This window comes from Corallococcus sp. EGB (assembly GCF_019968905.1).
Taxonomy (GTDB): Bacteria; Myxococcota; Myxococcia; order Myxococcales; family Myxococcaceae; genus Corallococcus.
Window position 1 is genome coordinate 2,904,365 of the sequence record NZ_CP079946.1, and the last position, 21,629, is coordinate 2,925,993.

Consider the following 21,629-nt stretch of genomic DNA (forward strand, 5'->3'; position numbering starts at 1 on the left):
CCCATGGCGCTCGACACCACCCCTGGCGGCCCGCTCGCCGACTCCTACTGCGACGTCGCGGAGGCGGACGCCTACCACGCGGCGCGCGGCCACAACGACGCCTGGGGCGCCGCTGACGTGGCGGCGAAGGAGCGGCACCTGAAGTGGGCCACGTCCGTCCTGGACTCCCGCTGCGAGTGGGTGGGCGCGCGCGCCGGCGCGGAGCAGTCCCTGGCCTGGCCGCGCCGGGGCGTGGTGCTGGACGGGTGCCCGCTGGCGGCCGACACCGTCCCCCGGCGGGTGAAGTCCGCAGTGGCGGAGTTCGCCTTCCGGCTGCTGGGCGAGGACTGGACAGCCGGCCTCGGGCCCGTGGTGGACGAGGGCGTGACGGTGGGCCCGCTGAAGACGTCGAAGGAGACGCACCGGCCCATCCCCTCCCAGGTGCTGGCGCTGTTGGCGCCCCTCGTCCAGGGAAGCGCCAGCGGCATCCGCGTCCACACCACGGTGCGCGGATGAGCGCCCAGGCCGACAGGCTCGCCGCGAAGGCGCTGGCGCTGGTGAAGCGCTTCGGCCAGCAGGCCACCCTCACGCGGGCTGGGCCAGGCGCCTACGACGTGGCCACGGCGAAGGTGGTGGCGTCCACCGCGACGTACCCCGTCCAGGTGCTGGTGCAGGCGGACAGCAGCCAGGACAGGGAAGGGGACAGTTTCGCCGACGGCGGCACCGCCCGCGCGGACCGGCGGAAACTCCTCGTCGCGGCCGGCGGCCTACCGGTGGTGCCGGCGCCGGGCGACACCGTGGGTCCGCTGGAGGGCCGCACCTGGCGCGTGCTGCGGGCGGACCCTCCGACGCAACTGGGCGGTACCCCCATCCTCTTCACTCTCCGGGTGTCCGCATGACGAAGGTGGACAGGCGCATCCGCAAGGGTGCCCGCTTCTCGAAACAGGTGCAGGCCTTCGCAAAGGCCACCGAGGCGAAAGCCAACGAGGTGGTGCGCAAGACGGCGCTGGGCATTCTGGCCAACGTCGTCACCGCCTCCCCGGTGGACACCGGGCGCTTCCGCGGCAACTGGCAGCTGGGCATCGCTGAGCGACCCTCCGGCACCGTGGAGGCGGAGGACAAGGACGGCAGCGGCACCGTCTCACGCGAGGGGCCGAAGCTGGAGAGGGTGAAGCTGGGCGACACCCTCTATGTCACCAACAACCTGCCCTACGGCCGCCGGCTGGAGTTCGGCTGGAGCGACCAGGCCCCAAAGGGCATGGTGCGCGTCACCCTCGCCAACGTGAATGAAATCCTCGAGGAGGCGGCGAAGTGAGCACCGTCCTCCTGGACATCCCCCGGGCGCTGGAGGCGCGAGCCGCGGAGGTGCTGGAGCCCGTGGTGGGGGCGGACAACATCGCCTTCCCCAACGTCCTCTTCGCGCCGAAGGAGGGCACGCCCTGGGCGCGGGTGGACCACCTGCCCGCGCGCACGGCTGCCGCCGGGCTGGGCCAGGACGCCCAGACGCGCCACCCGGGCGTCTTCCAGGTGTCCCTCTTCTTCCTGCTGGGCGCGGGCGCCGGGGCCGCCAATGCCGCCGCCCAGGCCGTGTGCGACGGCTTCGCGCGCGGCACCTCGCTGCAGGCGGGCGCCACCGTTGTCCGCATTCAGTCCGCCTCCGCCGGGCCGGGCCTCCGCGAGGAGCCCTGGTGGATGCGTCCCGTTTCCGTCTTCTGGCTCGTCCACGCATAGCACCGTCGCCTAGCGCGACAGGAGAAACCCATGCCTTCCGCTTCCGGCCAGCGCACCGCGCTGCGCTTCACCCCCGAGGCCAGCTTCGGCGTCGCGGCCAGCACCACCTACAAGGCGCTGCGCTTCACCAACACGGGCCTCAACCTCTCGAAGGCCAACTACCAGTCCAACGAGATTCGGGCCGACAGGCACCTCTCCGACTTGCGCCACGGCATGGTGAGTGTCGGCGGGGACATCGGCTTCGAGCTCTCCCTCGCCACCTTCGACGACCTCTTGGAGGCCGCCCTCAGCGGTACCTGGGCCACGGTCACCACCGGCAGCGTCTCCCTCGCCGCGGACGCGGCCACGGGCACCTTCGTGCGCACCGCCGGCAGCTTCCTCGCGGACGGCTTCCTGCCCGGGGACCAGGTGCTGGTGTCCGGCTTCGCGGAGGCCGGCAACAACGGCCGCGCGCGCGTCGAGGCCGTCACCGCCCTGGCCCTCACCGTGGACCTGGAGCTGGAGGACGACGTGGCCGCCGCCGGTCGCTCCGTGGAACTGGTGGGCCGCCGGCTGAAGTCCGGCACCGTCCTGAAGACGTTCTCCTTCGAGCGCGCCTTCACCGACATCAACCAGTACGCCCTCTACCGCGGCTGCGCGGTGGACAGCCTGAAGCTCTCCATCAAGCCGGAGGAGATCATCACCGGCACCTTCACGCTGTTGGGCAAGGACATGCAGATGGCCACGGCGTCCCACGCGGCCACCGTCACGCCCCCGGGCACCAACAGCCCCTTCGACGCCTTCACCGGCAGCCTGCGCGAGGGCGGCCAGCTGGTGGCCAACGTTACCTCCCTGGACCTGGACATCACCAACGGGCGCTCCACCAAGGGCGTCATCGGCCAGCGCTCCGCCACGGAGATTCACGAGGGGGGCTTTGGCGTGTCCGGCACCCTCTCGGCGTACTTCATGGGGCAGGAGCTGCTCGCGAAGTTCCTCGACGAGGCCGAGTCCTCCCTGGAGGTGGTGCTGCTGGACGTGAACGGGACGGACTTCCACACCCTCCGGATTCCCCGCCTCAAGTACACGGGCGGCGAGCTCGACAACCCGAAGGAAGGGCCCGTCCAGGTGTCCATGCCCTTCACGGCGCTGCTGGACCCGGTGTCCGGCGCCTCCATCCTCTACCAGCGCAGCAACGCGTAGCCCGCGGCCTGCGCAGCCCTTTCCCCCTCACCAGGAGCACCTCATGAGCACCGCCCCCGCCTCCGGCTTCGACCTCTCCAGCCTCATCCGCCACGACACCCTCACCGTGGACATCCTCCACCCCATCACCGGCCTACCCACGGGCATGCGTGTGGAGGTGGCCAGCGCGGACTCGCCGCGCTACCGCGACGCCACGCGCGCCATCATCGAGAAGGCCACCGCCAGTGCGCCGCGCGCCGGCCGACGCGCCCGGCAGGAGTCGCCGCGGGACATGGAGGCCGACGCGCTGGAATTGCTGGTGGCCTGCACCGTCTCCTGGACGGGCGTCCTGGAGGGCGCGAAGGAAGTGCCCCTCACCCCGGACAACGCCCGGCGCCTCTTCACCGCCCACCCGTGGCTGCGTCGCCAGGTGGACGAGGCCATCTCGGACCGCGCGAGTTTTTTCGAGGAGAGGGCGAGCGCCTCCTCGACTTCGCCCGCCACGAATTTCGCCTGAGTCGCACCGACGCCGAGGGTGTCTCCGTGCGTGCCCACCTGGAGCAGGTGGAGCGCGCCACCGGGAAGCCTCCGCCGGAGTTGCTCGACGCGCCTCCGCTGCCCGACGCCCTTGCCCACGTGTGGGGGTGGTTCGCGGAGATGTCCAACGCCCGAGGCGCCGGCGCCTTCACTCTCAACCCCATTTCATTCCCGGACATCGAGGCCTGGGTGCGCCTCTCCGGCTACCGGCCCACGCCCTTCGAGGTGCAGATGCTCCGCCGGCTGGATGAAGCGTTCCTAGTCGAAGTCTCGAAGAAGTAGCGACGCTGGACGGGAGGGCGAAGGTGCAATCAATTGCAGCGGTCACCCTCTTCCTTCCATTGCCTGAAGTCGTCGCTACGACACAGGACGAACACACATTCTTTGCTGACGTAAGAGCAGCAGGCGTGCGTTCCCTTCTCTGCACATCGCATCTGCTTCGCGTCCTTGTGCATGTCAGGAGCCTTTGCTGCCCACGAGGGCAGCTCGTGCGCAGGCGCGTCCTGTTCGGGTCCAGCCTGCAAATCGACGATTGCGGCAGCCATGCCTCGAAGCTCGGAGACAGGCCTGGTCATCACGATGCCAGTGTCCCGGTCTCGAAGGCCTATGTGGGTGAACCCGTCTCGCTCCATCTCCTCCTTGCCCGCATCAAGGCCCGGGAGCCCCTTCAGCATCGCCTCGCGGAGCTGAGCTGGGTCCTTTGTGCCGTAGTTCCGCACCAGAAGAAACGTAGTGTGCCGTTCTCCTGTCGCTTCCCAGTTCAGGTCGTCGCCTCCGTGCTTCTCATTCTCGCGTTGGACGCTGGCGATCCGTGCCTGCTCCATCTCCTTCTCCCGCCGGTTGCATGCGGAGAGGGACAGCAGGCCCATGAGGACGAGATGTGCGCGCATGGCCTGAAGCCGACCACAAGCTGCTGCTCGTCGCCACTGGGCATGTCCGCCAGGGTGCCGGTTGACCCTGTCATTCCCAACTTCACCTGCAGCAATCAAGGATCATCATGTCCGGCGGCTTCGACCTGGCTGAGCTGAGCATCCGCATCGACACGTCCGACGCGAAGGAGGCCGTCACGACGCTGGGCGGCGTGGAAGCGGCTGCCGAGAAGACGGAGCGGAAGACAACGGGCTTGGAGTCGGCGACCGAGGCCCTCAGCAAGGCATTCGCCCAGGCGACGCGGAGCCTGGGCAGCACGACGAAGGCGCTGGCCGACATTCGGGCCGCCACCTCGCACCTCTCCGTGCTGGAGCAGTCCGCCGCGAAGATTCAAGCGGCCTTTACAGCGACGGCGACGGCGACGGGGGCCCTAGAGGCCCAGTTTATGTCCCTCGGAGGCGCAGCTGGGAAGCTTCAGGCGGCGCTGGCGGACACGTCCGCGCTGTCGCGCTTCCTCGGGCACGTGGAATCCCTCAACAAGCGCTTCGACGAGATGGGGAAGCAGAAGGAGGGGGCGGCGGACGCGCTCCGCAAGGTGAAGGAGGAGGCCGCGAAGGCCGAGCCCCCGGTGAGCAAGTTCGCGGACGGGATGAAGAGCCTGGTGGGCCAGTTTCTCGGCGTCGCGGCGGCCGGAGCGGCCATCAAGAGCGCCACGGAAGAGGCGCTTCGCTTCTCGACGGCCATGGCCCAGGTGTCCACAGTGCTCGAGCAGGATCAACTCGGGATGATGGACTCCCTCACCGCGAAGGTGAAGGAGCTTGGCAACCAGTTCGGTCGTACACCTACGGACCAGGCCGGGGCCCTCTACGAAATCCTCAGCGCGGGTGCGAGCGACGCAGCGAAGGCTACGGAGCTGCTCACCGTGTCCAACAAGCTGGCCATCGGCGGCGTGACGGACGTGAGGACGGCAGCGGACGGCCTGACGGGCGTCATGGCCAGCTACGGGAGCCAGCTGCGCAACGTCACCCAGGCTGCGGACATGATGTTCGTCTCTGCGGCGGACGGGAAGACGAGCATTGAGGAGTTGGCGCGATTCATCGGCCGAGTGGCCCCCATTGCCTCCCAGACGGGCGTCAGCCTCGCGGAGTTGCTCGCGGCCACGGGCGCTCTCACGAAGAACAACATCCAGACGTCTACATCCATGGAGGGCCTGCGGGCCATCATCGCCGCTGTCGCGAAGCCGTCCCACGACGCGGCGAAGCTCGCGGATGCGCTCGGCCTGGAGTTCTCAATCACCGCACTGAAGGCCAAAGGACTCGCCGGTTTCCTCCAGGACGTGAATGAGAAGACGGAAGGCAGCACCGAGGAGATGGCCATGCTCTTCGGTGGCGTGGAGGCTCTGCTGCCCGCGATGACGCTCACCGGCACCGCGTCCGCTGACTTCGCGGCGTCGCTGAAGCACATGGAAGATTCCGCCGGGCGTACCGAGGCGGCTTTTCAGAAGATGGCCTCGACACCGCAGTTTGCCCTGGATCAGCTCCGGGCCCGCTTCGCGGAGCTCCAGGGCGAGGTAGGTGGCGACATCCTCTCAGCGGCAGAGCCGGCCATCCGGGGACTGACCGAGAACTTCGACACAGCAACCACTGCGGTGAAGTTCTTCGGGGAAGCGCTCGTTGTAGTGGCCGCCATGCGTGGTGCGGCGTGGGCGCAGGAGTGGGTGAAGGGCCTGATGTCGAAGGTCACGGCGCTCAACCAGGCGCGTGAATCCGCGACGAACGCTGCGCTTGCCGAAGCGAAGTACACACGCTCCGCCGACGAGAGCCGTATCGCCGCCCTGCGCTCGGCGCAAGCCATGCTGGAGAAGAAGTACGCGGCCCTGCAGGCCTCCGCGGCGGTTGAGGGCGGCCTGATGTCCGCGACGAAGAAGGCAACCCTGGCTTCCACCGAACTGGCCCTCGCGAAGGTGAAGGAGGCTGCGGCCATTGAGGGTGCTTCCGTGGCAGCGCGCGCCGGGAAGGCGGCGCTGGATTTCATGGGGGGGCCGATTGGCATCGTCACGGGCGCGCTCACGCTCGCCGTCGCGGCCTTCCATGAACTCGGTCGCGCCGCTGACGAGGCTCGTGAGAAGACGCGCCAATTCGCACAGGAATCAGGCTCGAACGCGAGCCGAGGAAGTCAAATCGTCATTGAGTTGCTGAAGGAAACCCGGGCTCTCCAGGACCAGACCCGGGCAGCAACCGCGCTCAACATCGCGAAGGCGGAAATGGCCACGCTCGGTGGGAGGTATCAAGACCTGCTCACCGACGAGGTGGACAGCGTCGCGAAGCTGTCGGCCGTCTACGAGAAGCTGACGCGTGAGGACCTCGCCAATGCCAGGGCCGAAGTGGCGCGTCTGGCTGAGGAGGTGAAGAAGAAGCAGAACCTGATCATGACGGTGAACTACCGATGGGGGCTCGCCGACATCAAAGACTTCACCCGTGCTCGTAAGGACCCCAGGTTCGCACCGCAGATTGAGGAGAAGCTCGTCCCGCTTGAGAAGGACCTTGCCGCGCAACAGCAGCGCGTCGCGGACATTGAGAAGGGACTCCAGCGGCTGAAAGAGGCTCGATTGGAAGAGGCGAAGGCGAACGCTGCCGGCGCCGACGCGAGAGCCGCGAACACGAAGGAGTCCCTCAAAGAGGCCGCGCAGGAGGAGAAGGCGCGCGAGAAGCTGCTCAAGCGCCAAGAGCAGTGGCTCATGAACCTGGAGGAGGAAGCACGTACCCTCGGCAAGACGAAGGACGAGGCAAAGGAGCTCTCCGACGAGTACCGCTCGCTGAAGGACCCGAAGATGATCGCGCGGGCGGACGCGGCCATCGCCCAGTTGGAGGCTATTCGGAAGCAGAAGGAGGAGACGGAGAAGCTGAAGAAGGCGGAGGAGGAGCGGAAGCGGGTGCTGCAGGAGCTCGGCCGGGAGTTGGGCAACCAGGATGCGACGAAGTACGCCCAGGCCCAGAAGCTTCTTCGGGAGGAATTGGATGCGGGGCGGTTGACGCTGAAGGACTACAACACGCAGCTCACGAAGGCGCGCGAGTTGTGGACGCCGGATGGGAAGGCCGAGGCGGCGCTGAAGAAGGAGATGGACCAACTCCAGGCGCAGCTCGACCCGATGGATGCGCTCCGGAAGCGCATGGAGATGGTGCAGCGCCTCTTCGATGACCAGCGCATCACCGTGGAGCAGTACCGCAAGGAGATGGAGCGCCTTCAGGACCAAATCAACGGCGGCTTCAGCTACACGAAGGAAATCGTCGGCACGGCCACGCAGCACATGTCGGACGCCTTCGCGAACTTCGTCACCACGGGCCGGCTGGAGTTCTCCTCCCTGGTGGACGGCATCCTGAAGGACCTGGCGCGGCTGGCGGCGCAGAAGGCCTTCATGGCCCTCGTCAACCTGGGCATGGACGCCCTCAGTGGGAGCGTTTCGTCCGGCAGCCGTGGAGGGATGCCCACGATGGTCGGCGGCGCCGACATGAGCGGCACCTACGACTTCATGCTGGGCGGTGCGCACGCAGCCGGAGGCCCCGTCCGTGCGCAGCAGGCGCACCTGGTGGGCGAACTCGGGCCGGAGCTCTTCATCCCCTCCAGTTCCGGCCGCATCGTCCCCAACGAGGCGCTGGGGGGAGGGGACGTGCAGATTCCCATTGCCGTCACCGTCTACGCGGACGGCTCCTCCCAGGTGAGCGCGTCAGGGGAGGGAGGACGCGCGGAGGCGGAGCGCCTCGGACGCAGGCTCGCTGACGCCGTCCGGAAGGTGATGCGCGAGGAGATGGCCCCTGGCGGCATGACGTACACCTTCGTCCGGGGAAGGTAGGGGAGGTGCACCTCGGGATGTGGCGCCCGGAGTAGGTTTCACCCGAGCAGGTGGTGCGCGGTGGAGGCGGCAGCCCTACCCGTCAAAATGGGTGAGCAGCCCACCCGCTCAGGTCGTCCCGGTTGCCGAGCTCCAGGAGGGCGTCACGCGGGTAGTCCTCCAGGTTCTCCCCCAGCCATCGTTCGCCAGGCCGGGAGAGGTGGAAGCGCAGCGTGCAGGCATTGCTGCACCCGAGGATGGTGGTGAAACGCTCCTCCGCTGGCAGCACGCGCTGCAGCTCCAGCGCGAGCCGGAGTCCGTAGCCGACCTGCTCCTTGAGCGGCAGCCGGCGCTCCCAGGGCTCCTCATCGAAGGCGCCCACGAAGTCGGAGACGTGCACCTTGTTCGTGAAGCACTCGTAGCCGGTGGCGTCCGGGAAGTGGGGCTGGATGGCCGGGGCGACCTCCAGCGCCTGCCGCCGCCACACCCAGAGGCCATGCCTGCCCACGACACCCTCATCAAGCAGCGTCTGCATCCTCGGGGTGAGCGGGCGCGCCTGCACCGCCTGGACCTGGGCGTTCCGCAGGTACGCCTGCATCAGTAGGTTCAACCTCACGGAGCCACCTCACCCAGGTAGTACAGCCCCTTCTGGACGGACGAGGCAAACTTGGCGTCCGTCGTCAGCAGCTCGTTCACCCAGCGGGGCGCGTTGGTGAAGCTGCGCGTCGCGGGGTTGTACAGGTACTTCGCCCCTGTCTGCGCATCCTGGAAGTGGAGCTGCCCGGGGCGCACGCCGGGCGCTGGGTTCTCCACATCGAGGCGGACCCTTCCCTTCTGCCACAGCGTCTTGCTGTCGATGCGCGTCCCGCGCGCGCCGAGCATCCGCTCCGCAGGCGCGTCGGCACCACAGGCCTCGTGAGCGCCCGGGTGTCGCTTGAGGCAACAGGAGACCGTGCTATCCGACTGATTGCACTCGGTGGCCGGGATGACGGCCGCTCCACACCCGCCCCAGAGACTGGCCAGCAGGCACACCAGCAACGCGCGCAGGTTCGACATGGGCTCCCCCTCATCTGCGGCGCCAACCGCAGGGCTGGTGGGAAGCGTGCGCGCTCGTCATCGCACCGCGGCAGGGGCTGCGCGGTGCGGTGTCTGTTCACAGACAAGCGATTCGCACAACGCCCAGTGGGGGACAGAGGAGCCGAACTTCCGGGCAAGAACTCCGCCCGTTCGACTCGAATCATGGAGATGTAGCGGCCGCCCCTCCACTCTCCGGCCTGCTTCTGGCATGGAGCGCCTTCCTGCAGCCACAGGTAGCTGCCGCCGACCCAGACGGTGATGTCGACGTGCCTTGCCATGGCATTGATGGGCGGACGCCTCACCGGGGCCGTCGTCCACGCTCCCGCCGAAGATGGCCTGCATGAGCAGGCTGACACTCGGCGGGAGGCGGTAGGGCATGCAGCGCTTCCCCTACACCCCGGACTACGGGGCCCAGGCAGACTCGGTGCCCCGGGTGCGCAAGGCGCAATTCGGCGAGGGCTACACGCAGCGATCCGGGGACGGGCTCAACCCCGTCCTGCGGCGGTGGGCCCTCCAATTCTCCAGCCTCTCGAAGGTGGACGCGGACGGCCTGGAGGCCTTCCTGCGTGCCCGTGCTGGTGTCGAGGCCTTCGAGTTCGTCACCCTGGACACGGCCTGGGCCGTCACCGCGCAGCCCTTCGGGGTGGGGGATGGGGGCCGGACGCAGTGGCTCCTCCAGCGTCCGCTCTCCGCGGATGTGCCGGAGCTGCTGGTGCCTGCCGGGGACTGGACGGCACCGCCCACCGTTTATGTCGCGGGCATCACCCAGGTGGAGGGGACGGACTACGAACTGTCCGGTTCGGGCCTCGTCACCTTTGCCGCAGCGCCGGCCGCCGGGGCCGCGCTCACGTTCGCCGGCGCGGGTGAACTGGTGGCGCATGTCGTGTGCGAGGAGTGGCACCGCACCGCGAAGGGCTTCAACGCCTACGACTTCACCGCGACGTTCCAGGAGGAGGCAGGGTGAGCATCGCCAGCGACATCCAGAGGCTAGACGCGGGGGCCCTTGTGGAGCTCTTCGTCCTGGACGCCACCAACCTGCCTGGCGGGGGCGTCAGCCATTTCCACGCGGGCACCAACGGGCTCCGCGGGCCCGTCGTCTGGCAGGGCATGGCCTATGAGCCCTGGGCCATCCAGGTCAAGGGATTCGACAAGTCCGGCATGGGGCGGCTGCCCCGGCCCACTCTGACGCTCGCCAATGTCGCCGGCACCATCGGCGCCATGGCGCGGGACCTGAACGATCTGCTGGGGGCGCGTGTCCTGCGGAAGCGCACCTTCGTCCGCTACCTGGACGCGGTGAACTTCCCCGGGGGCGTCAACCCCACCGCCTCGCCGCTGGACGCCTTCCCGGATGACGAGTTCGTGGTGGACCAGAAGACGGTGGAGAACAAACACGTCATCGAGTTCAGCCTGGCCGCGAAGTGTGACCTGGACGGTGTCCGCATCCCGCTGCGCATCATCACGCAGATGTGCCCCTGGGAGTACCGCGGCGAGGGCTGCGGCTACGCCGGCCCTCCGGTGGCGAAGCGGAATGACACGCCCACGTTCAGCGCCACCGAGGATCGGTGCGGGAAGCGCCTGGCGAGCTGCAAGCTGCGCTTTGGGGAGAAGAACGTCCTTCCGTACGGCGGATTCCCTGCGGTCGGACTCATCCGCTAATCCTATGACCGGGTGAAGTCAGTGTGGTGGTAATGGAATTTCGCTCGGGCCTTCGGCACAGTGAATCGCCAGCGAATCCGGAGCTGGTGGCGGTTGGCCCACTTCTGCCATGCCTGCGTTTCGCAGCGAAGCTTGTCGAGCGTGGGGATACGCCGCCTTCCCAAACACTGACGGGAGAGCACGGAAATCTCCACCTCCGCCTGATTGAGCCGACTGCCGTGGACGGGCGTGTAGTATGGAGTGAATCGACGCCAGAGCCGACGCCCTGCACATACCCCGTACCGCACCTCCAACGCATGGCGGCTGTGGGTACTGAGGTTGTCCAGAACCAGGTGGATGGTGTTCGCCTCCGGTACTGCTTGGCGATGTCCTGGAGGGCTTCGGCAAACGCCGGACTCTTTCTGTTGGGTGTGGCCTTCACGAAATGCCACCCTGCCTTGGGCTCCACCACGCAGAAGAGATTCGCCGTGCCACAGCGGAAGTAGGCGTAGTCCCGACATGCCTCACGCCCAGGGCAGGCGGGCGATGCTGGGCGTACCCACTCCAGCAACTGCACGGGTCGCTCATCGAAGCAACTGACGGGTTCAGTGGGGCACACGGGCCGCTGGTACAGTTCCAGCACGTCTTCCATTTGCTGGGCGTATTGGGCGTCCAGCTTTGGCACTCACCACACTTTTTCCCGCCACGGCTTCAAGTCATGACGCAGGAGGAGTTCGCGCACGGTTTCCCGCCTAACCTCCGGAACCAGGCCCCGGCGTATTGCTTCCCGCGTAATGAGGCGGACCGTCCAGCGGGCGCGCCCCGCAGGCGGCGGTGCACACACCATGGCGACCACCTCGCTGGCCTGCTTCTCCGTGAGGCGCCGCGACGCCGCAGGCCGCGGCTTCTCATGAAGCGCTGCGCTGAGCCCCTCCTCCCGGTAGCGTCTTCGGACGGTGCGCACCGTGGTTTCAGTGACGCCCACTGCCTCGGTCACTCCCACAACCGGCCAGCCCGCCGCTAGCAGTTGCAGCACCCGGGCTCGCCACAACACCGCACTGACTCGCATCCTCGGTGCGTCAGCGCCTTCAGCGCTGCGCTGTCCGCCGCCTTCAGCTTCAACCCTTGGCTTCTCGTGTGCCTCCTCATACCCGGAGCAACAGCGACAGTTCGCCCGTTAATCTCCACCCGATCAAAGGACTAGTGGAGCACGTTTCCTGGTCTTGTACCATGCACTGGAGGGTCGGCCTCTACCCAGGCGATTGTCTTCACCAATCGCTGGCATTGGGAGTCGCGGGAGCCTGATACTGATTCATCATGGTGACCCGCTCCGTTTCGAATCGGGCTTTCTCGCTCTTGCTGTACATCCTGACCACGTCGATCGTCGCGGCTGGATGCAGCCCTTGGCGGTTCCGATTGAGAGAACGCCCCGACGTTGCCGGCGACAAACCGCACTCGCTGCTCTTGAGATGCGGCGATCAGCCCATCCGGTTCGCGGTGACGGACGAGGGGTTCGTGCGCGGCTTCGGGCCTGTGAAGCTGACGTGTGATCCCATGAATCCGAGCAATAGCTGCACTGCGCCGAACGAGCAGGGGGAGGATGCCCATGCAATCAAGGTCGAAGCAGGCGCATGGTTAATGGTCGAAGCTCACGTCGACTCGCTCCCTAAGGGCGCGAGCACAGCCAATGGGGCCCTCTGCTGGGGGGAGAAGGCCGGATCTTCGGAATGCGCAGTCGACGCATACCTGCTGGACTTGTACATCGAGTGCCAGAATCCAATTGTGGAGGAGCAGAAGAAGGGGGCGGAGTCGAAGCCGTGACCATATTCATGTCGTCAGCCTGGCGAGGGCGTGGCCTCTTGGCGGGGTGCCTTGTGAGCCTGCTCCTGGCTTTGTCGGGAGGGGCACATGCCAGTGGGACACAGAAGGACTGCAACGTTCGAGGGAACGTCTCGCTGGTCCTGGCTTTTGATCGTTCCAGGAGCATGGATCCGGCTGCTGAACATACCTTCGCGGCAATCAAACGCGCTCTTTCGAGCCCACAGTGGGGCGACCTCAAATGTGAGATTTTCTATGTGGCCCGAGGGTTCTATGCACCCCGCCCCACGGTCGCGCGCAGGCCTGATGGGAGGGCCCCCACGCAGCGATTGGAGTGGTTCCCTGCCTGTGACGGGGGCACAGACTGCACCACGGATAAAGTCTTCGCTCATTTCAATGAGAAGACCGAGGATGAGCGGGAGTCCTTTCTTGCCCGAGTGAGCGCCGCAACCGCCGATGCTGGAAACAGGAACAAACTCAATAGGGACAACACTCCCCTGGCGGAGGCGATTCGTTGGGCATCTCAGCATCCTCGGCCTGCAGATGCACCGACGGGCATCAGCATCCTCATTCTGGCAACGGATGGTATTCCCGAATACGGCGTATTGGTTGGCCTCCAAGCCAAATCAAAGCTCGACTGTGCCCCCCACGGTGAACTTGTGACGGACATGCGGAATGCTTGGCTGGAAGCGCGCCACCAGTTCAGCCACATCTTCGTCATCGATCCCGCGCGTGCCCAGGATGCCGGAAGCAAACTGCGTCCTGGGTCTGATCTCGACTTCCTGAAATCAGTTGCGACCGGGGCGGAACTATCAAGCCTTCCTCCTCCTGCGTCCGTGCCCAAGGGTTGCGATGGAGGCGTCAACCTCCTTCCGCTGAATGACATGGCCCCAGAGAAACTGCGCGCCGAGATCAGCAGCTTCTCCGCAGGCAGTTCTGACAGTGTGAATGAACTGGCTGCGAAGTTCGTCAAGCTATTGAAGGAAACCTGCGATCTCTCCAGCACCTGTTGCGACCCCGAAATCTGCGACGGCATAGATAATGACTGTGACGGCGATGTTGATGAACTGCCATGCCCGAGCTGCGAATCAGCGCCGGCTGGTTTCCCCGAGGTCGTCGCGGTCGGCATGAGGGGGCGCTATTGGTGCTCGGGGGTGGTCATATCCCCGCATGCCGTGCTCACAGCTCGCCACTGCCTGCCCGCCGATACGGTGCTCTCCGGCGAGTCCATCCATGCAGTCGCGGAGTTGCGGCGGGCCGTCCGGGTGCACGTTCCCAGTGAGCTCGGAGCGGACGTTGCGGTGTTGGAACTGGAGGCGCCATTGAAGGTTCTCTCGCCGCCACGGCGCCATTCAGGGGACGTCTCCCCCCCAACGAGTGCGCTCTCCCACGTGGGCTTCGGGACATCAACTCCACAAGGCGAGCTGGGCTTCGGCTTCAAGCATGCGCTGGCGCTAGACGGAAGAGGCTGGGGGTGTGACCGGGAAATTGCACTGGAGACCGGATGTGACCCGTCCTTGGAGATGTTCGTCCCTGGCAGCCCGGGAAGGGATACCTGCCAGGGGGATAGCGGGGGGGGGCTCTTCGAGCTCGTACCTCCCATCCCCGCTTGCGTAGATCCGGTGACGCGAGCCTGGCTCCCGCAGCGTCGTCTCCTCGGGGTGACCTCTCGAACCACGAGCCGTGCAACGGTGGCGTGTGGTCAGGGCGGAATCTACACGCGAATCGATCAAATCGCACCCTGGCTAGATCCTCTGCTCAAAGACATCCACAAGCGTCATGCCGTGCAGGGAGGGGATTCGGAATGAATCGCTGGGTGTACATTGTACTGTGTTTGGGGCTGCTTCACGCTGTGGCTTCGGCCGCCGAGCCCATTGCCCCTATTCCACTGGGGAGGGGGCTTCTCAGCGTCGGGAGCACCAAGGTTTTCATGGTCACTCCCATGACGACTCCACCGACACGGACTCGGTGCAGCTTTGATCGCGTAAAGGTCAAGGAGAGCACTGAGAGCGCGCATGTGGAGGTGGTATGGGATCCCGCTGAGGCAGCGCCTTTGTCCAAGAAGGTCATTCTGGAGGCGGGGGAATGGCAGGTGTCGTTCTCGGCGCTTCCCCAGCAGCACCCCACGGACCCCTACGCCAATCTTGCCTGGAGCGTGTTCTCCTTCCCCGCAGACTTCGAGGCAAGCATGGCCTGCGGTAATGATGTTGCGCGTTACGCATTTGCCTACAAGCGAATTTCCAAGGGAGGTCAATTTCCCCCAACGGATGGAGGGAGCCCGGATCAGATTCTTACGTCCCCAGAGTGGGAGCGCGTCCCTATCACCTTCCGATGCTCGAACATGCCTTCCATCGAGAAACTGGTCGAGGGGTTCGGCCAGCAGGGAGAGGTGTATACGCCCATCTCCAGTGGGCAGCGGAGTCTCGCCCAGGAGGCTCAGCCGCTGCTGAACGACATGCTCCAGGCCGTGGCCGACGTTGCCGTGATGCGCGTCGAGGCCCAGGCGCTGGAGGTCGCTAAGGAGCGCATCAGCTACCAGCTCTGCGGAGGATGGGTGGACGAGCATCTCGACCAGCTCATCCCCAGCATTTCGGGCTTCGCCGCGCAGCCTGCGTTGCATCCGGTGTTTTCGCAGACCTGCTCGGCCATTCATCGGCTGACACTCCAGGATCTCGACAACGTGGGGAACGTGCTGCGCCGCGCGATGCTCGTGGACCTGGGCCAGTTCACGGCCGGCATGCTGCGTCATCGGTACGCGGCCTGCTTCGAGCCCACCGCGCGATTGAAGCCCGAGTGCGTGTCCTTCCTGGATGCAGGCAACATCACGAAAGCCTACGCGCTCATCCTCGCAGGGCTCGCGACCGTCTTAGTCTCCTCTCAGCTCGAGGCACCGAACCTCTCGGACGCGCAGTTGCTCGTGCAGCAGATTCTGGAGCGGCTCAAAAAGACACTTCTGGACGGGGACACGAAGCTGACGGCCAACACTGGACTGACTCAGCTGAGTCAGGGTGATGCCGCGAAGGTGGGACTGGTCGTGGCCGCTGGTGCCATCGCATGGTGCCACGCGAACGGTCGCTGCGACACGAACGCCATTCGTAACATCACGCACGACCCCTCGCGCTTCTTCACGCCGTTCTCGGGCTACTCGACGGAGCAGGTCAAGGCACTCTCCCAAATGCCTGAGTACCAGCACCTGGAGGGCAAGATTATCTCTCTGGTTGAACAGGGCGTGGAGGTGATGGCTCCGCGCAAGGGCGAGGACGCGCGCCAGGCAATTCAGCGTGCGGCCCTCCTCGCCTTCGATGTCTTTGATCTGTTGCTCCAAGCGGACTGTGGTGCTGGCACGAGCACACTCCGGTGCGTGCAACTACGCGCGAAGGTGAGCAGCCTCCGGTCGCTGACCGTGGGTGTGCTCAACCAGGATCCTCCTACGGCGGTGCTTGCGTTCGCCGCGGTGTTGGCTATGGAGTTGGTCAACCAGAACGAGGCCGATCTCTCCCGGGGGCTGCGGGCAGCAGGCGCGCTCTCATCCTACGCCGCCAGCTACAGCAACCCTCCGGACCGAATTCTCTCTCCGGTGGAGAGGCGAGAGCGGCGAGCCCAAGCCGTCAATGCGCTCGCCGACGTTGCTGCTGAGCGAGTGCTCCGCGTCAAGGAGTTTTCCGGCTCGCTAGGGGTGACTCCGGGCATCCTGGGCCTGCGGAATGTCTACGGAGACCGTATCTACCCGAAGTATGGCCTCCAGGCGTCCTTCCCGATTGGCCTGACCGGCCACTACTTGCTTACGGAAGAACTCGGCGTCTTCGGTGCCCTGAACTTCGTGGACGTTGGCCAATACATCACGACCGTGCGCAAGATCCCGGATGCGGAGGATTCTAAAGAGGAAGATCCGAAGGACAAGAAGGCGGAATTCGCGCCCAGTCCCTTCACGTCACTCATGCTGGGCGGACAAATCGGTCTCCAGTACCACGGCTTCGTCCTGGCGTTCGACGCCCGCTACGCCCCCCAGCTCCAGACCGACGTCAGCAGCGGCTCCATCGGCATCCAGATCGGCTACTACATCCCACTCGTTCACCTCTTCTGAGCGGGCCGGTCCCTGGCGTCCTCACTCGGATGCCAAGTTCCGCTTTTGGAACTGGGCCTGATCCGCTTTCGGCTCCCCGGCAATTCGTATGGAGGGTGCACGCAGGTAGCGAGTAGTCCCCTGCGTCAGGGAAGTTGTCGCCTCGGCTGAGCGGCAGGGATGCCCACTCCTTGGGGCGAGAGCCGACAGGACGTAGTGCCGTACACGGATGGATTCAAGACGCAAATGGTGAAGCGGATGGTGGGCCCCGGCGCGATGGCTACTGTTTCGCAGAAGTCTCGCGGACGGCAAGGTGGCCTTCTACGTCGCCTATGCCCGGCGCAATGCCTCGCTGAGTGCATTGGGCGGATCCTGTCCACGCGGTCCCGCACCATGCCTGCATGAGCGACCCCTGCCGGCTGACGCTGGCCAATGACGTCCTGTGCGCCGCGCTTGCCCACGCCCAGGCGGACTACCCTCGCGAGTCCTGCGGCCTCGTGGTGCTGGTGGACGGCGCCCAGCGGTACCGCCCCTGCCGGAACCTCGCCGCCGGCCAGGCGCACTTCGTCCTCTCCCCGGAGGACTACGCCCGCGCGGAAGGGGAGGGCGAGGTGGTGGCGGTGGTGCACTCCCACCCCAACGCCGCGCCGGAGCCCAGCGAGGCGGACCGGGTGATGATGGAGCGCTGGGGCCTGCCCTGGCTCATCCTCAACGTGCCGGTGGGGCACTGGCGCCTCTGCTACCCCGACGGCTACCGGCCGCCGCTGGTGGGCCGCACGTTCAGCCACGGCGTCCTCGACTGCTACTCCCTCATCCAGGACTACTACCGGGAGCGCCTGGTCCTAACGCTGCCCGACTTCGAGCGCCCGGACGACTGGTGGGCGAAGGGCGGCAATCTCTACCTGGAGGGCTTCGGCCGCGCGGGCTTCGTGGATGTGACGGGGCAGCCCCCGCGCGAGCACGATGTCCTCCTCATGCAGCTGCGTGCCCCGGTGCCCAACCACGCGGGCGTGTACCTGGGCGGGGACGTCCTCCTGCACCACGTCATGGGGCGCCTGTCCGGCCGGGAGACGTACTCCGGCTTTTGGGCCCGCATCACCCAGCGTGTCGTGAGGCACGCGTCCCGATGCTGACGACCATCGTCCTGGGCGGGCCCCTGGGGAAGCGCTTCGGGCGCGTCTGGAGGCTGGACCTCTCCGTGCCCTCGCCCGCGGAGGCTGTGCGGGCCCTCTCGGCCGTCTGCGACGGCTTCCGCCGCTACCTCGCGGAGAACAGCGAGCCCGGCTACCACGTCTTCGCGGGCAAGCGGGACGTGGGGGAGGGCGACCTGGGCATGCCTACCGGCGCGCGCGTCCTCACCCTCATGCCCGCGCTGGCCGGGGCGAAGTCCGGCTGGTTCCAGGTGGTGGCCGGCGCGGTGCTCATCGCCGCCGGCGCCGTCCTCACCGTCTACGGGTACGGCGCGGGCATGCCCCTCATCACCGCGGGCATCTCCCTGGTGGTGGGGGGCGTCTCGCAGCTCCTCTTCGCCCCGCCCACCGCCACCGGGCCGGACGAGAAGGACGCCAACAAGCCCAGCTACGTCTTCAACGGCCCCGTCAACACGCTCGCCCAGGGCCACCCAGTACCCATCTGCTACGGGGAGATGGAGGTGGGCAGCTGCGTCGTCTCCGCCGGCTTCGTCACCGAGTGGGGCGGTGGTGGCGGCTTCGGCGGCGAGGGTGGCAGCGGGCAGACGGGCCCTGGCGGGGCCGCGCCCGGCGGCGGCACCTGCCCCGCGCCGTGGGTGCCCATCCTCCTGGCGGACGGGCGCGAGGTGCCCGCGAGCGAAGTCGAGGTGGGCATGGTGGTGCGTACCCAGGACGAGGAGACGCTGGCGTGGGGCGTCTTCCCCGTCGTCGCCGCGGAGCGCTCCGCGGGCGTGCGCTGGCTGCTGGAGTTGGAGGACGGCCGACGGCTGGAGGCCACCGGCAACCACCGTGTGCGGACGGAGGACGCCTGGGTGGAACTGCGCCACCTCGCGGCCGGCACGCGGCTGCTGGGCACGTGGCCGGGCGTGGTGCGCCAGGTGACGCGCGGCGAGCATGGCCCCGTGGTGCGCCTCACCGTGGCGGGCGCGCACACCTACGTGTCCAGCGGCATCCTCTCGCACAACGTGAAGAAGGCGGACCCGACGGTGGTGGACTGACATGGGCGGAAGCAGCGGAGGAAAAGGGGAGGGCGGCGCTCAGCGCACCCCCGTTGAGTCCCCCAACACGTTGAAGTCCAGCTCCAAGGCGCGCGTGCTGGACTTGCTGTGCGAGGGGGAGATTGAAGGCCTCGTGGACGGGCTGAAGTCCGTCTACCTGGACGGCGTCGCCATCCAGAATCCCGACGGAACCAACAACTTCACGGGCGTCACTCTCTACGATGTGAAGGGCACTCAGTCCCAGGAGTACATCCCCGGCTTCCCCTCAGCTGAGTCCGAGCACTCCGTGGGCGTGGAGGTGAAGCACGCCACGCCGGTGGTGCGCACGGTGACGGATCCGGAGGTGGATGCCGTGCGCATCACCCTCCAGGTGCCCCAACTGACCTACCAGGATCCGATGACAGGCGACTTGAAACCCACCAGCGTTCTGGTTTCCATCGCCGTGCAGAGCAATGGCGGCGGGTACGTGGTGCAATCCTTCCAGGACGCCGAGCTCTTCCGCGGGAAGTGCACCAGCCCCTATGAGCGCACCTTCCGCGTGGAGCTGACGGGCTCGCCGCCATGGGACATCCGCGTCACGCGCGTCACTGCGGACGCCAGCAGCGTGACGACGCAGAACAAGGTCATCTGGAAGTCCTACGCGACGCTGCTGGACGAGAAGCTCAGCTTCCCCAACACCGCGCTGTGTGCGTTGCAGGTGGCGGCCAGCCAGTTCAGCACCATCCCCACGCGCAGCTACCGGATTCGCGGGCTGCGGGTGCGCGTGCCCAGCAACTACGACCCCGCGGCCCGGACGTACGAAGGCACCTGGGACGGCACGTGGAAGGTGGCCTGGACCGACAACCCGGCCTGGTGCTTCTACGACTTGCTCACCACGAAGCGCTACGGCCTGGGCCGCTACCTCAACGAGGCCGCGGTAGACAAATGGGGTCTCTACACGGTGGCGAAGTACTGCGACGAGTACGTCCCGTCCGGCACCCCGAAGCGCGCCGCCCTCGCTGCCTCCAACCTCTCTCTCGGCGTGGAGGACACGCTGCGCCGGTACTTCCGCAGCTCGGGCGGGCTCCTCGCCCTTGGCCTGCAGCCTGGCGACGAGGTGGTGTTTTCCGGCTTCGCGAACGCGGCAAACAACGGCCGTGCCACGGTGGAGTCCGTCTCCGACAGCAACATCACCGTCGCGCGGGGCAAGCCCCTGGTGCTGGAGTCCGAGGCGCCGGGGCGGGGCTTCGTCACGCAGGCGCCGACGGAGCCGCGCTTCCGCTGCAACCTCTACCTCCAGACGCAGGAGGACGCGTACAAGGTCATCAACAACCTCGCGTCCGTCTTCCGGGGAATGACGTACTGGGCCTCCGGCGCCGTCTTCGTGGCCCAGGACGCGCCGCGGGACGCCGAGTACCTCTTCACGCCGGCCAACGTGGTGGACGGCCTCTTCACGTACGCGTCCAGCGGTAAGCGCGCCCGGCACACCGTGGCGCTCGTCACGTGGAATGACCCGGACAACCACTTCAAGACGGCGCAGGAGTACGTCACCGACGAGGAGGGCCTCGCCACCTACGGCTACAACCCCACCGAGGTGGTGGCGCTCGGCTGCACCTCGCCGGGCCAGGCGCAGCGCGTGGGCCGGTGGCTCCTCCTCACGGAGAGACTGGAGACGGAGACGGTGACGTTCCGCACCGGCTTCGAGGGGGCCATGCGCAACCCCGGCGCGGTGGTGAAGATTCAGGACCCCTACCGCGCCGGGCGCCGGTGGGGCGGCCGCGTGGTGGCCGCCACCGCCAGCCAGGTGGAGCTCGATGCGGACGTCACCCTTGAGTCCGGGAAGACATACGCCCTCTCAGCGGTGCTGCCGGACGGCACCGTGGAGGAGCGTCCGCTGGCTGCGCTCGCGCCGGCGCCATACCGCGCCCTCACCGTGGAGACGCCCTTCTCGTCCGCCCCCCAGCCCCAGGCCGTCTGGGTGCTGGCCGCGTCCGACTTGACGCCCACCCTCTGGCGCATCCTCAACGTGGCGGAGGTGGAGCCGCACCTCTACGAAATCACCGCGCTGCGCCATGAGCCGGGGAAGTACGCGGAGGTGGAGTACGGGGTGAAGCTTCAGCCGCTTCCCACGTCCGTGCTGCCCTCGTCCGCGCCGCCCGCGGGCCTGGCGGTGGGCGAGTCGCTGTACAAGACGACGAATGGCGGCGTGAAAGTCATGGTGACGGCCCGGTGGACGCAGGTGGCCACCGCCACCGAGTACCGGGTGCGCTGGCAGCGCGAGGGCGGCAACTGGACGTCGGAGACGCCGGTGCAGACGCACTACTGGGAGCTTCTGGACTGCCTGCCGGGCGCGTACACCGTGCAGGTGGCCGCCGTCCTCAACGGCCTCGTCACCACCTACGCCTCGGCCAGCTACACTGTGCAGGGCAAGGCGGCCCCACCTTCTAACGTGACGGGCCTCTCCTACACTCTCAACGGCAACACCGCGACGCTGCGCTGGGCGGAGGTGCCAGACTTGGACAGGGACACCTACGAGCTGCGCTACGGCAGCAGTTGGGAGACAGGGAGTCCCATCGGCAAGGTGCGCGCCACCACGCACGAGTGGGCCCTCCCTGCGCCGGGCGTCAACCACCTGGTGCATCTGAAGGCCATCGACACCTCGGGCAACCCCAGCACGAGCGCGGCGAGCGTCCTCGTGGTGTCCGCGCCCACGGTGCCGGCCACCCTCACCCTGGGGATTTCGTCCACGCCACCTCCGTAAACGT

Annotated in this window: 21 protein-coding genes; 16 read left to right on the forward strand and 5 right to left on the reverse strand. The window is 67.0% G+C overall.

The genetic code is table 11. From position 1 onward, the window contains the following. The first annotated feature begins 3 nt into the window (after positions 1 to 3). The 7 genes from KYK13_RS12480 to KYK13_RS12510 are packed head-to-tail and all read left to right on the forward strand — an operon-like array spanning position 4 to position 3,687. Entirely contained in the window at positions 4 to 495 is a 492-nt protein-coding gene (locus KYK13_RS12480) for a DnaT-like ssDNA-binding protein (RefSeq protein ID WP_223644360.1), read from the forward strand. Further along, positions 492 to 878: a hypothetical protein gene (locus KYK13_RS12485; RefSeq protein WP_223644362.1), complete on the forward strand. Its 387-nt coding sequence runs from the start codon at positions 492 to 494 to the stop codon at positions 876 to 878. The genes KYK13_RS12480 and KYK13_RS12485 overlap by 4 nt, the downstream gene beginning before the upstream one ends. Next, positions 875 to 1,294 carry an HK97 gp10 family phage protein gene (locus KYK13_RS12490; RefSeq protein WP_223644364.1) on the forward strand — a complete coding sequence of 140 codons (420 nt, stop codon included), beginning with the start codon at positions 875 to 877 and terminating at the stop codon, positions 1,292 to 1,294. Before KYK13_RS12485 ends, KYK13_RS12490 begins: the two co-directional genes overlap by 4 nt. Further along, entirely contained in the window at positions 1,291 to 1,710 is a 420-nt protein-coding gene (locus KYK13_RS12495) for a phage tail terminator-like protein (RefSeq protein ID WP_223644366.1), read from the forward strand. Before KYK13_RS12490 ends, KYK13_RS12495 begins: the two co-directional genes overlap by 4 nt. Positions 1,711 to 1,740: 30 nt before the next feature. After that, entirely contained in the window at positions 1,741 to 2,889 is a 1,149-nt protein-coding gene (locus KYK13_RS12500) for a phage tail tube protein (protein ID WP_223644368.1), read from the forward strand. A 43-nt stretch (positions 2,890 to 2,932) separates the two neighbouring features. Next, positions 2,933 to 3,385 (forward strand): hypothetical protein, encoded by a 453-nt coding sequence (locus KYK13_RS12505; RefSeq protein ID WP_223644370.1) that lies wholly within the window; start codon positions 2,933 to 2,935, stop codon positions 3,383 to 3,385. A 26-nt stretch (positions 3,386 to 3,411) separates the two neighbouring features. Further along, positions 3,412 to 3,687, forward strand: a complete 276-nt coding sequence (locus KYK13_RS12510) for a hypothetical protein (RefSeq protein WP_223644372.1) — start codon at positions 3,412 to 3,414, stop codon at positions 3,685 to 3,687. Positions 3,688 to 3,716: 29 nt separating this feature from the next. Here the strand turns inward: KYK13_RS12510 and KYK13_RS12515 are convergent, their stop codons facing one another. After that, the gene (locus KYK13_RS12515; RefSeq protein ID WP_223644373.1) at positions 3,717 to 4,295 is read right to left on the reverse strand and encodes a hypothetical protein; all 579 of its coding nucleotides are present in this window, start codon (positions 4,293 to 4,295) and stop codon (positions 3,717 to 3,719) included. 107 nt (positions 4,296 to 4,402) lie between these two features. Here KYK13_RS12515 and KYK13_RS12520 point away from each other — a divergent pair, with 107 nt between their 5' ends. Beyond that, positions 4,403 to 8,125 carry a phage tail tape measure protein gene (locus KYK13_RS12520; RefSeq protein WP_223644375.1) on the forward strand — a complete coding sequence of 1,241 codons (3,723 nt, stop codon included), beginning with the start codon at positions 4,403 to 4,405 and terminating at the stop codon, positions 8,123 to 8,125. A gap of 82 nt (positions 8,126 to 8,207) precedes the next feature. Here the strand turns inward: KYK13_RS12520 and KYK13_RS12525 are convergent, their stop codons facing one another. Together KYK13_RS12525 and KYK13_RS12530 are read right to left on the reverse strand one after the other, a co-directional pair. Further along, a complete protein-coding gene (locus KYK13_RS12525) occupies positions 8,208 to 8,720 on the reverse strand; it encodes a hypothetical protein (RefSeq protein WP_223644377.1) in 513 nt (170 codons plus the stop codon). Beyond that, positions 8,717 to 9,160 (reverse strand): hypothetical protein, encoded by a 444-nt coding sequence (locus KYK13_RS12530; protein ID WP_223644378.1) that lies wholly within the window; start codon positions 9,158 to 9,160, stop codon positions 8,717 to 8,719. The genes KYK13_RS12525 and KYK13_RS12530 overlap by 4 nt, the downstream gene beginning before the upstream one ends. A gap of 397 nt (positions 9,161 to 9,557) precedes the next feature. Here KYK13_RS12530 and KYK13_RS12535 point away from each other — a divergent pair, with 397 nt between their 5' ends. Together KYK13_RS12535 and KYK13_RS12540 are read left to right on the forward strand one after the other, a co-directional pair. Further along, entirely contained in the window at positions 9,558 to 10,145 is a 588-nt protein-coding gene (locus tag KYK13_RS12535; RefSeq protein WP_223644380.1) for a phage tail protein, read from the forward strand. Further along, entirely contained in the window at positions 10,142 to 10,837 is a 696-nt protein-coding gene (locus KYK13_RS12540) for a phage minor tail protein L (protein ID WP_223644382.1), read from the forward strand. Before KYK13_RS12535 ends, KYK13_RS12540 begins: the two co-directional genes overlap by 4 nt. 2 nt (positions 10,838 to 10,839) lie before the next feature. On the opposite strand, the gene KYK13_RS39300 is transcribed toward KYK13_RS12540, so the two are convergent. Next, complete coding sequence (locus KYK13_RS39300; RefSeq protein WP_370645342.1) at positions 10,840 to 11,337, reverse strand: transposase; 498 nt, start codon at positions 11,335 to 11,337, stop codon at positions 10,840 to 10,842. A gap of 164 nt (positions 11,338 to 11,501) precedes the next feature. Continuing rightward, on the reverse strand, positions 11,502 to 11,885 hold the full coding sequence (locus KYK13_RS39305) for a helix-turn-helix domain-containing protein (protein ID WP_223644384.1): 384 nt from the start codon (positions 11,883 to 11,885) through the stop codon (positions 11,502 to 11,504). Between the two features lie 248 nt (positions 11,886 to 12,133). Here KYK13_RS39305 and KYK13_RS12555 point away from each other — a divergent pair, with 248 nt between their 5' ends. From KYK13_RS12555 to KYK13_RS12580, 6 genes are all read left to right on the forward strand, one after another. Continuing rightward, the gene (locus tag KYK13_RS12555) at positions 12,134 to 12,637 is read left to right on the forward strand and encodes a hypothetical protein (RefSeq protein WP_223644386.1); all 504 of its coding nucleotides are present in this window, start codon (positions 12,134 to 12,136) and stop codon (positions 12,635 to 12,637) included. A 164-nt stretch (positions 12,638 to 12,801) separates the two neighbouring features. Further along, on the forward strand, positions 12,802 to 14,442 hold the full coding sequence (locus KYK13_RS12560; RefSeq protein WP_223644388.1) for a trypsin-like serine protease: 1,641 nt from the start codon (positions 12,802 to 12,804) through the stop codon (positions 14,440 to 14,442). A 245-nt stretch (positions 14,443 to 14,687) separates the two neighbouring features. Continuing rightward, complete coding sequence (locus KYK13_RS12565) at positions 14,688 to 16,718, forward strand: hypothetical protein (RefSeq protein ID WP_223644390.1); 2,031 nt, start codon at positions 14,688 to 14,690, stop codon at positions 16,716 to 16,718. Between the two features lie 380 nt (positions 16,719 to 17,098). Further along, positions 17,099 to 17,830: a C40 family peptidase gene (locus KYK13_RS12570; protein WP_223644392.1), complete on the forward strand. Its 732-nt coding sequence runs from the start codon at positions 17,099 to 17,101 to the stop codon at positions 17,828 to 17,830. Further along, entirely contained in the window at positions 17,824 to 18,885 is a 1,062-nt protein-coding gene (locus KYK13_RS12575; RefSeq protein ID WP_223644394.1) for a hypothetical protein, read from the forward strand. The genes KYK13_RS12570 and KYK13_RS12575 overlap by 7 nt, the downstream gene beginning before the upstream one ends. Positions 18,886 to 18,955: 70 nt before the next feature. Continuing rightward, complete coding sequence (locus KYK13_RS12580; RefSeq protein WP_223644395.1) at positions 18,956 to 21,625, forward strand: host specificity protein J; 2,670 nt, start codon at positions 18,956 to 18,958, stop codon at positions 21,623 to 21,625. Positions 21,626 to 21,629: the final 4 nt, after the last annotated feature.

What these genes read in the sequence shown, in the direction of transcription:
- KYK13_RS12480 (WP_223644360.1), top strand. Translation starts at nt 4, where the DNA reads ATGGCGCTCGACACCACCCCTGGCGGCCCGCTCGCCGACTCCTACTGC.
- KYK13_RS12485 (WP_223644362.1), top strand. Translation starts at nt 492, where the DNA reads ATGAGCGCCCAGGCCGACAGGCTCGCCGCGAAGGCGCTGGCGCTGGTG.
- KYK13_RS12490 (WP_223644364.1), top strand. Translation starts at nt 875, where the DNA reads ATGACGAAGGTGGACAGGCGCATCCGCAAGGGTGCCCGCTTCTCGAAA.
- KYK13_RS12500 (WP_223644368.1), top strand. Translation starts at nt 1,741, where the DNA reads ATGCCTTCCGCTTCCGGCCAGCGCACCGCGCTGCGCTTCACCCCCGAG.
- KYK13_RS12505 (WP_223644370.1), top strand. Translation starts at nt 2,933, where the DNA reads ATGAGCACCGCCCCCGCCTCCGGCTTCGACCTCTCCAGCCTCATCCGC.
- KYK13_RS12515 (WP_223644373.1), bottom strand. Translation starts at nt 4,295, where the DNA reads ATGCGCGCACATCTCGTCCTCATGGGCCTGCTGTCCCTCTCCGCATGC.
- KYK13_RS12520 (WP_223644375.1), top strand. Translation starts at nt 4,403, where the DNA reads ATGTCCGGCGGCTTCGACCTGGCTGAGCTGAGCATCCGCATCGACACG.
- KYK13_RS12530 (WP_223644378.1), bottom strand. Translation starts at nt 9,160, where the DNA reads ATGTCGAACCTGCGCGCGTTGCTGGTGTGCCTGCTGGCCAGTCTCTGG.
- KYK13_RS12535 (WP_223644380.1), top strand. Translation starts at nt 9,558, where the DNA reads ATGCAGCGCTTCCCCTACACCCCGGACTACGGGGCCCAGGCAGACTCG.
- KYK13_RS39300 (WP_370645342.1), bottom strand. Translation starts at nt 11,337, where the DNA reads ATGTCGGGACTACGCCTACTTCCGCTGTGGCACGGCGAATCTCTTCTG.
- KYK13_RS39305 (WP_223644384.1), bottom strand. Translation starts at nt 11,885, where the DNA reads ATGCGAGTCAGTGCGGTGTTGTGGCGAGCCCGGGTGCTGCAACTGCTA.
- KYK13_RS12555 (WP_223644386.1), top strand. Translation starts at nt 12,134, where the DNA reads ATGGTGACCCGCTCCGTTTCGAATCGGGCTTTCTCGCTCTTGCTGTAC.
- KYK13_RS12560 (WP_223644388.1), top strand. Translation starts at nt 12,802, where the DNA reads ATGGATCCGGCTGCTGAACATACCTTCGCGGCAATCAAACGCGCTCTT.
- KYK13_RS12570 (WP_223644392.1), top strand. Translation starts at nt 17,099, where the DNA reads ATGAGCGACCCCTGCCGGCTGACGCTGGCCAATGACGTCCTGTGCGCC.
- KYK13_RS12575 (WP_223644394.1), top strand. Translation starts at nt 17,824, where the DNA reads ATGCTGACGACCATCGTCCTGGGCGGGCCCCTGGGGAAGCGCTTCGGG.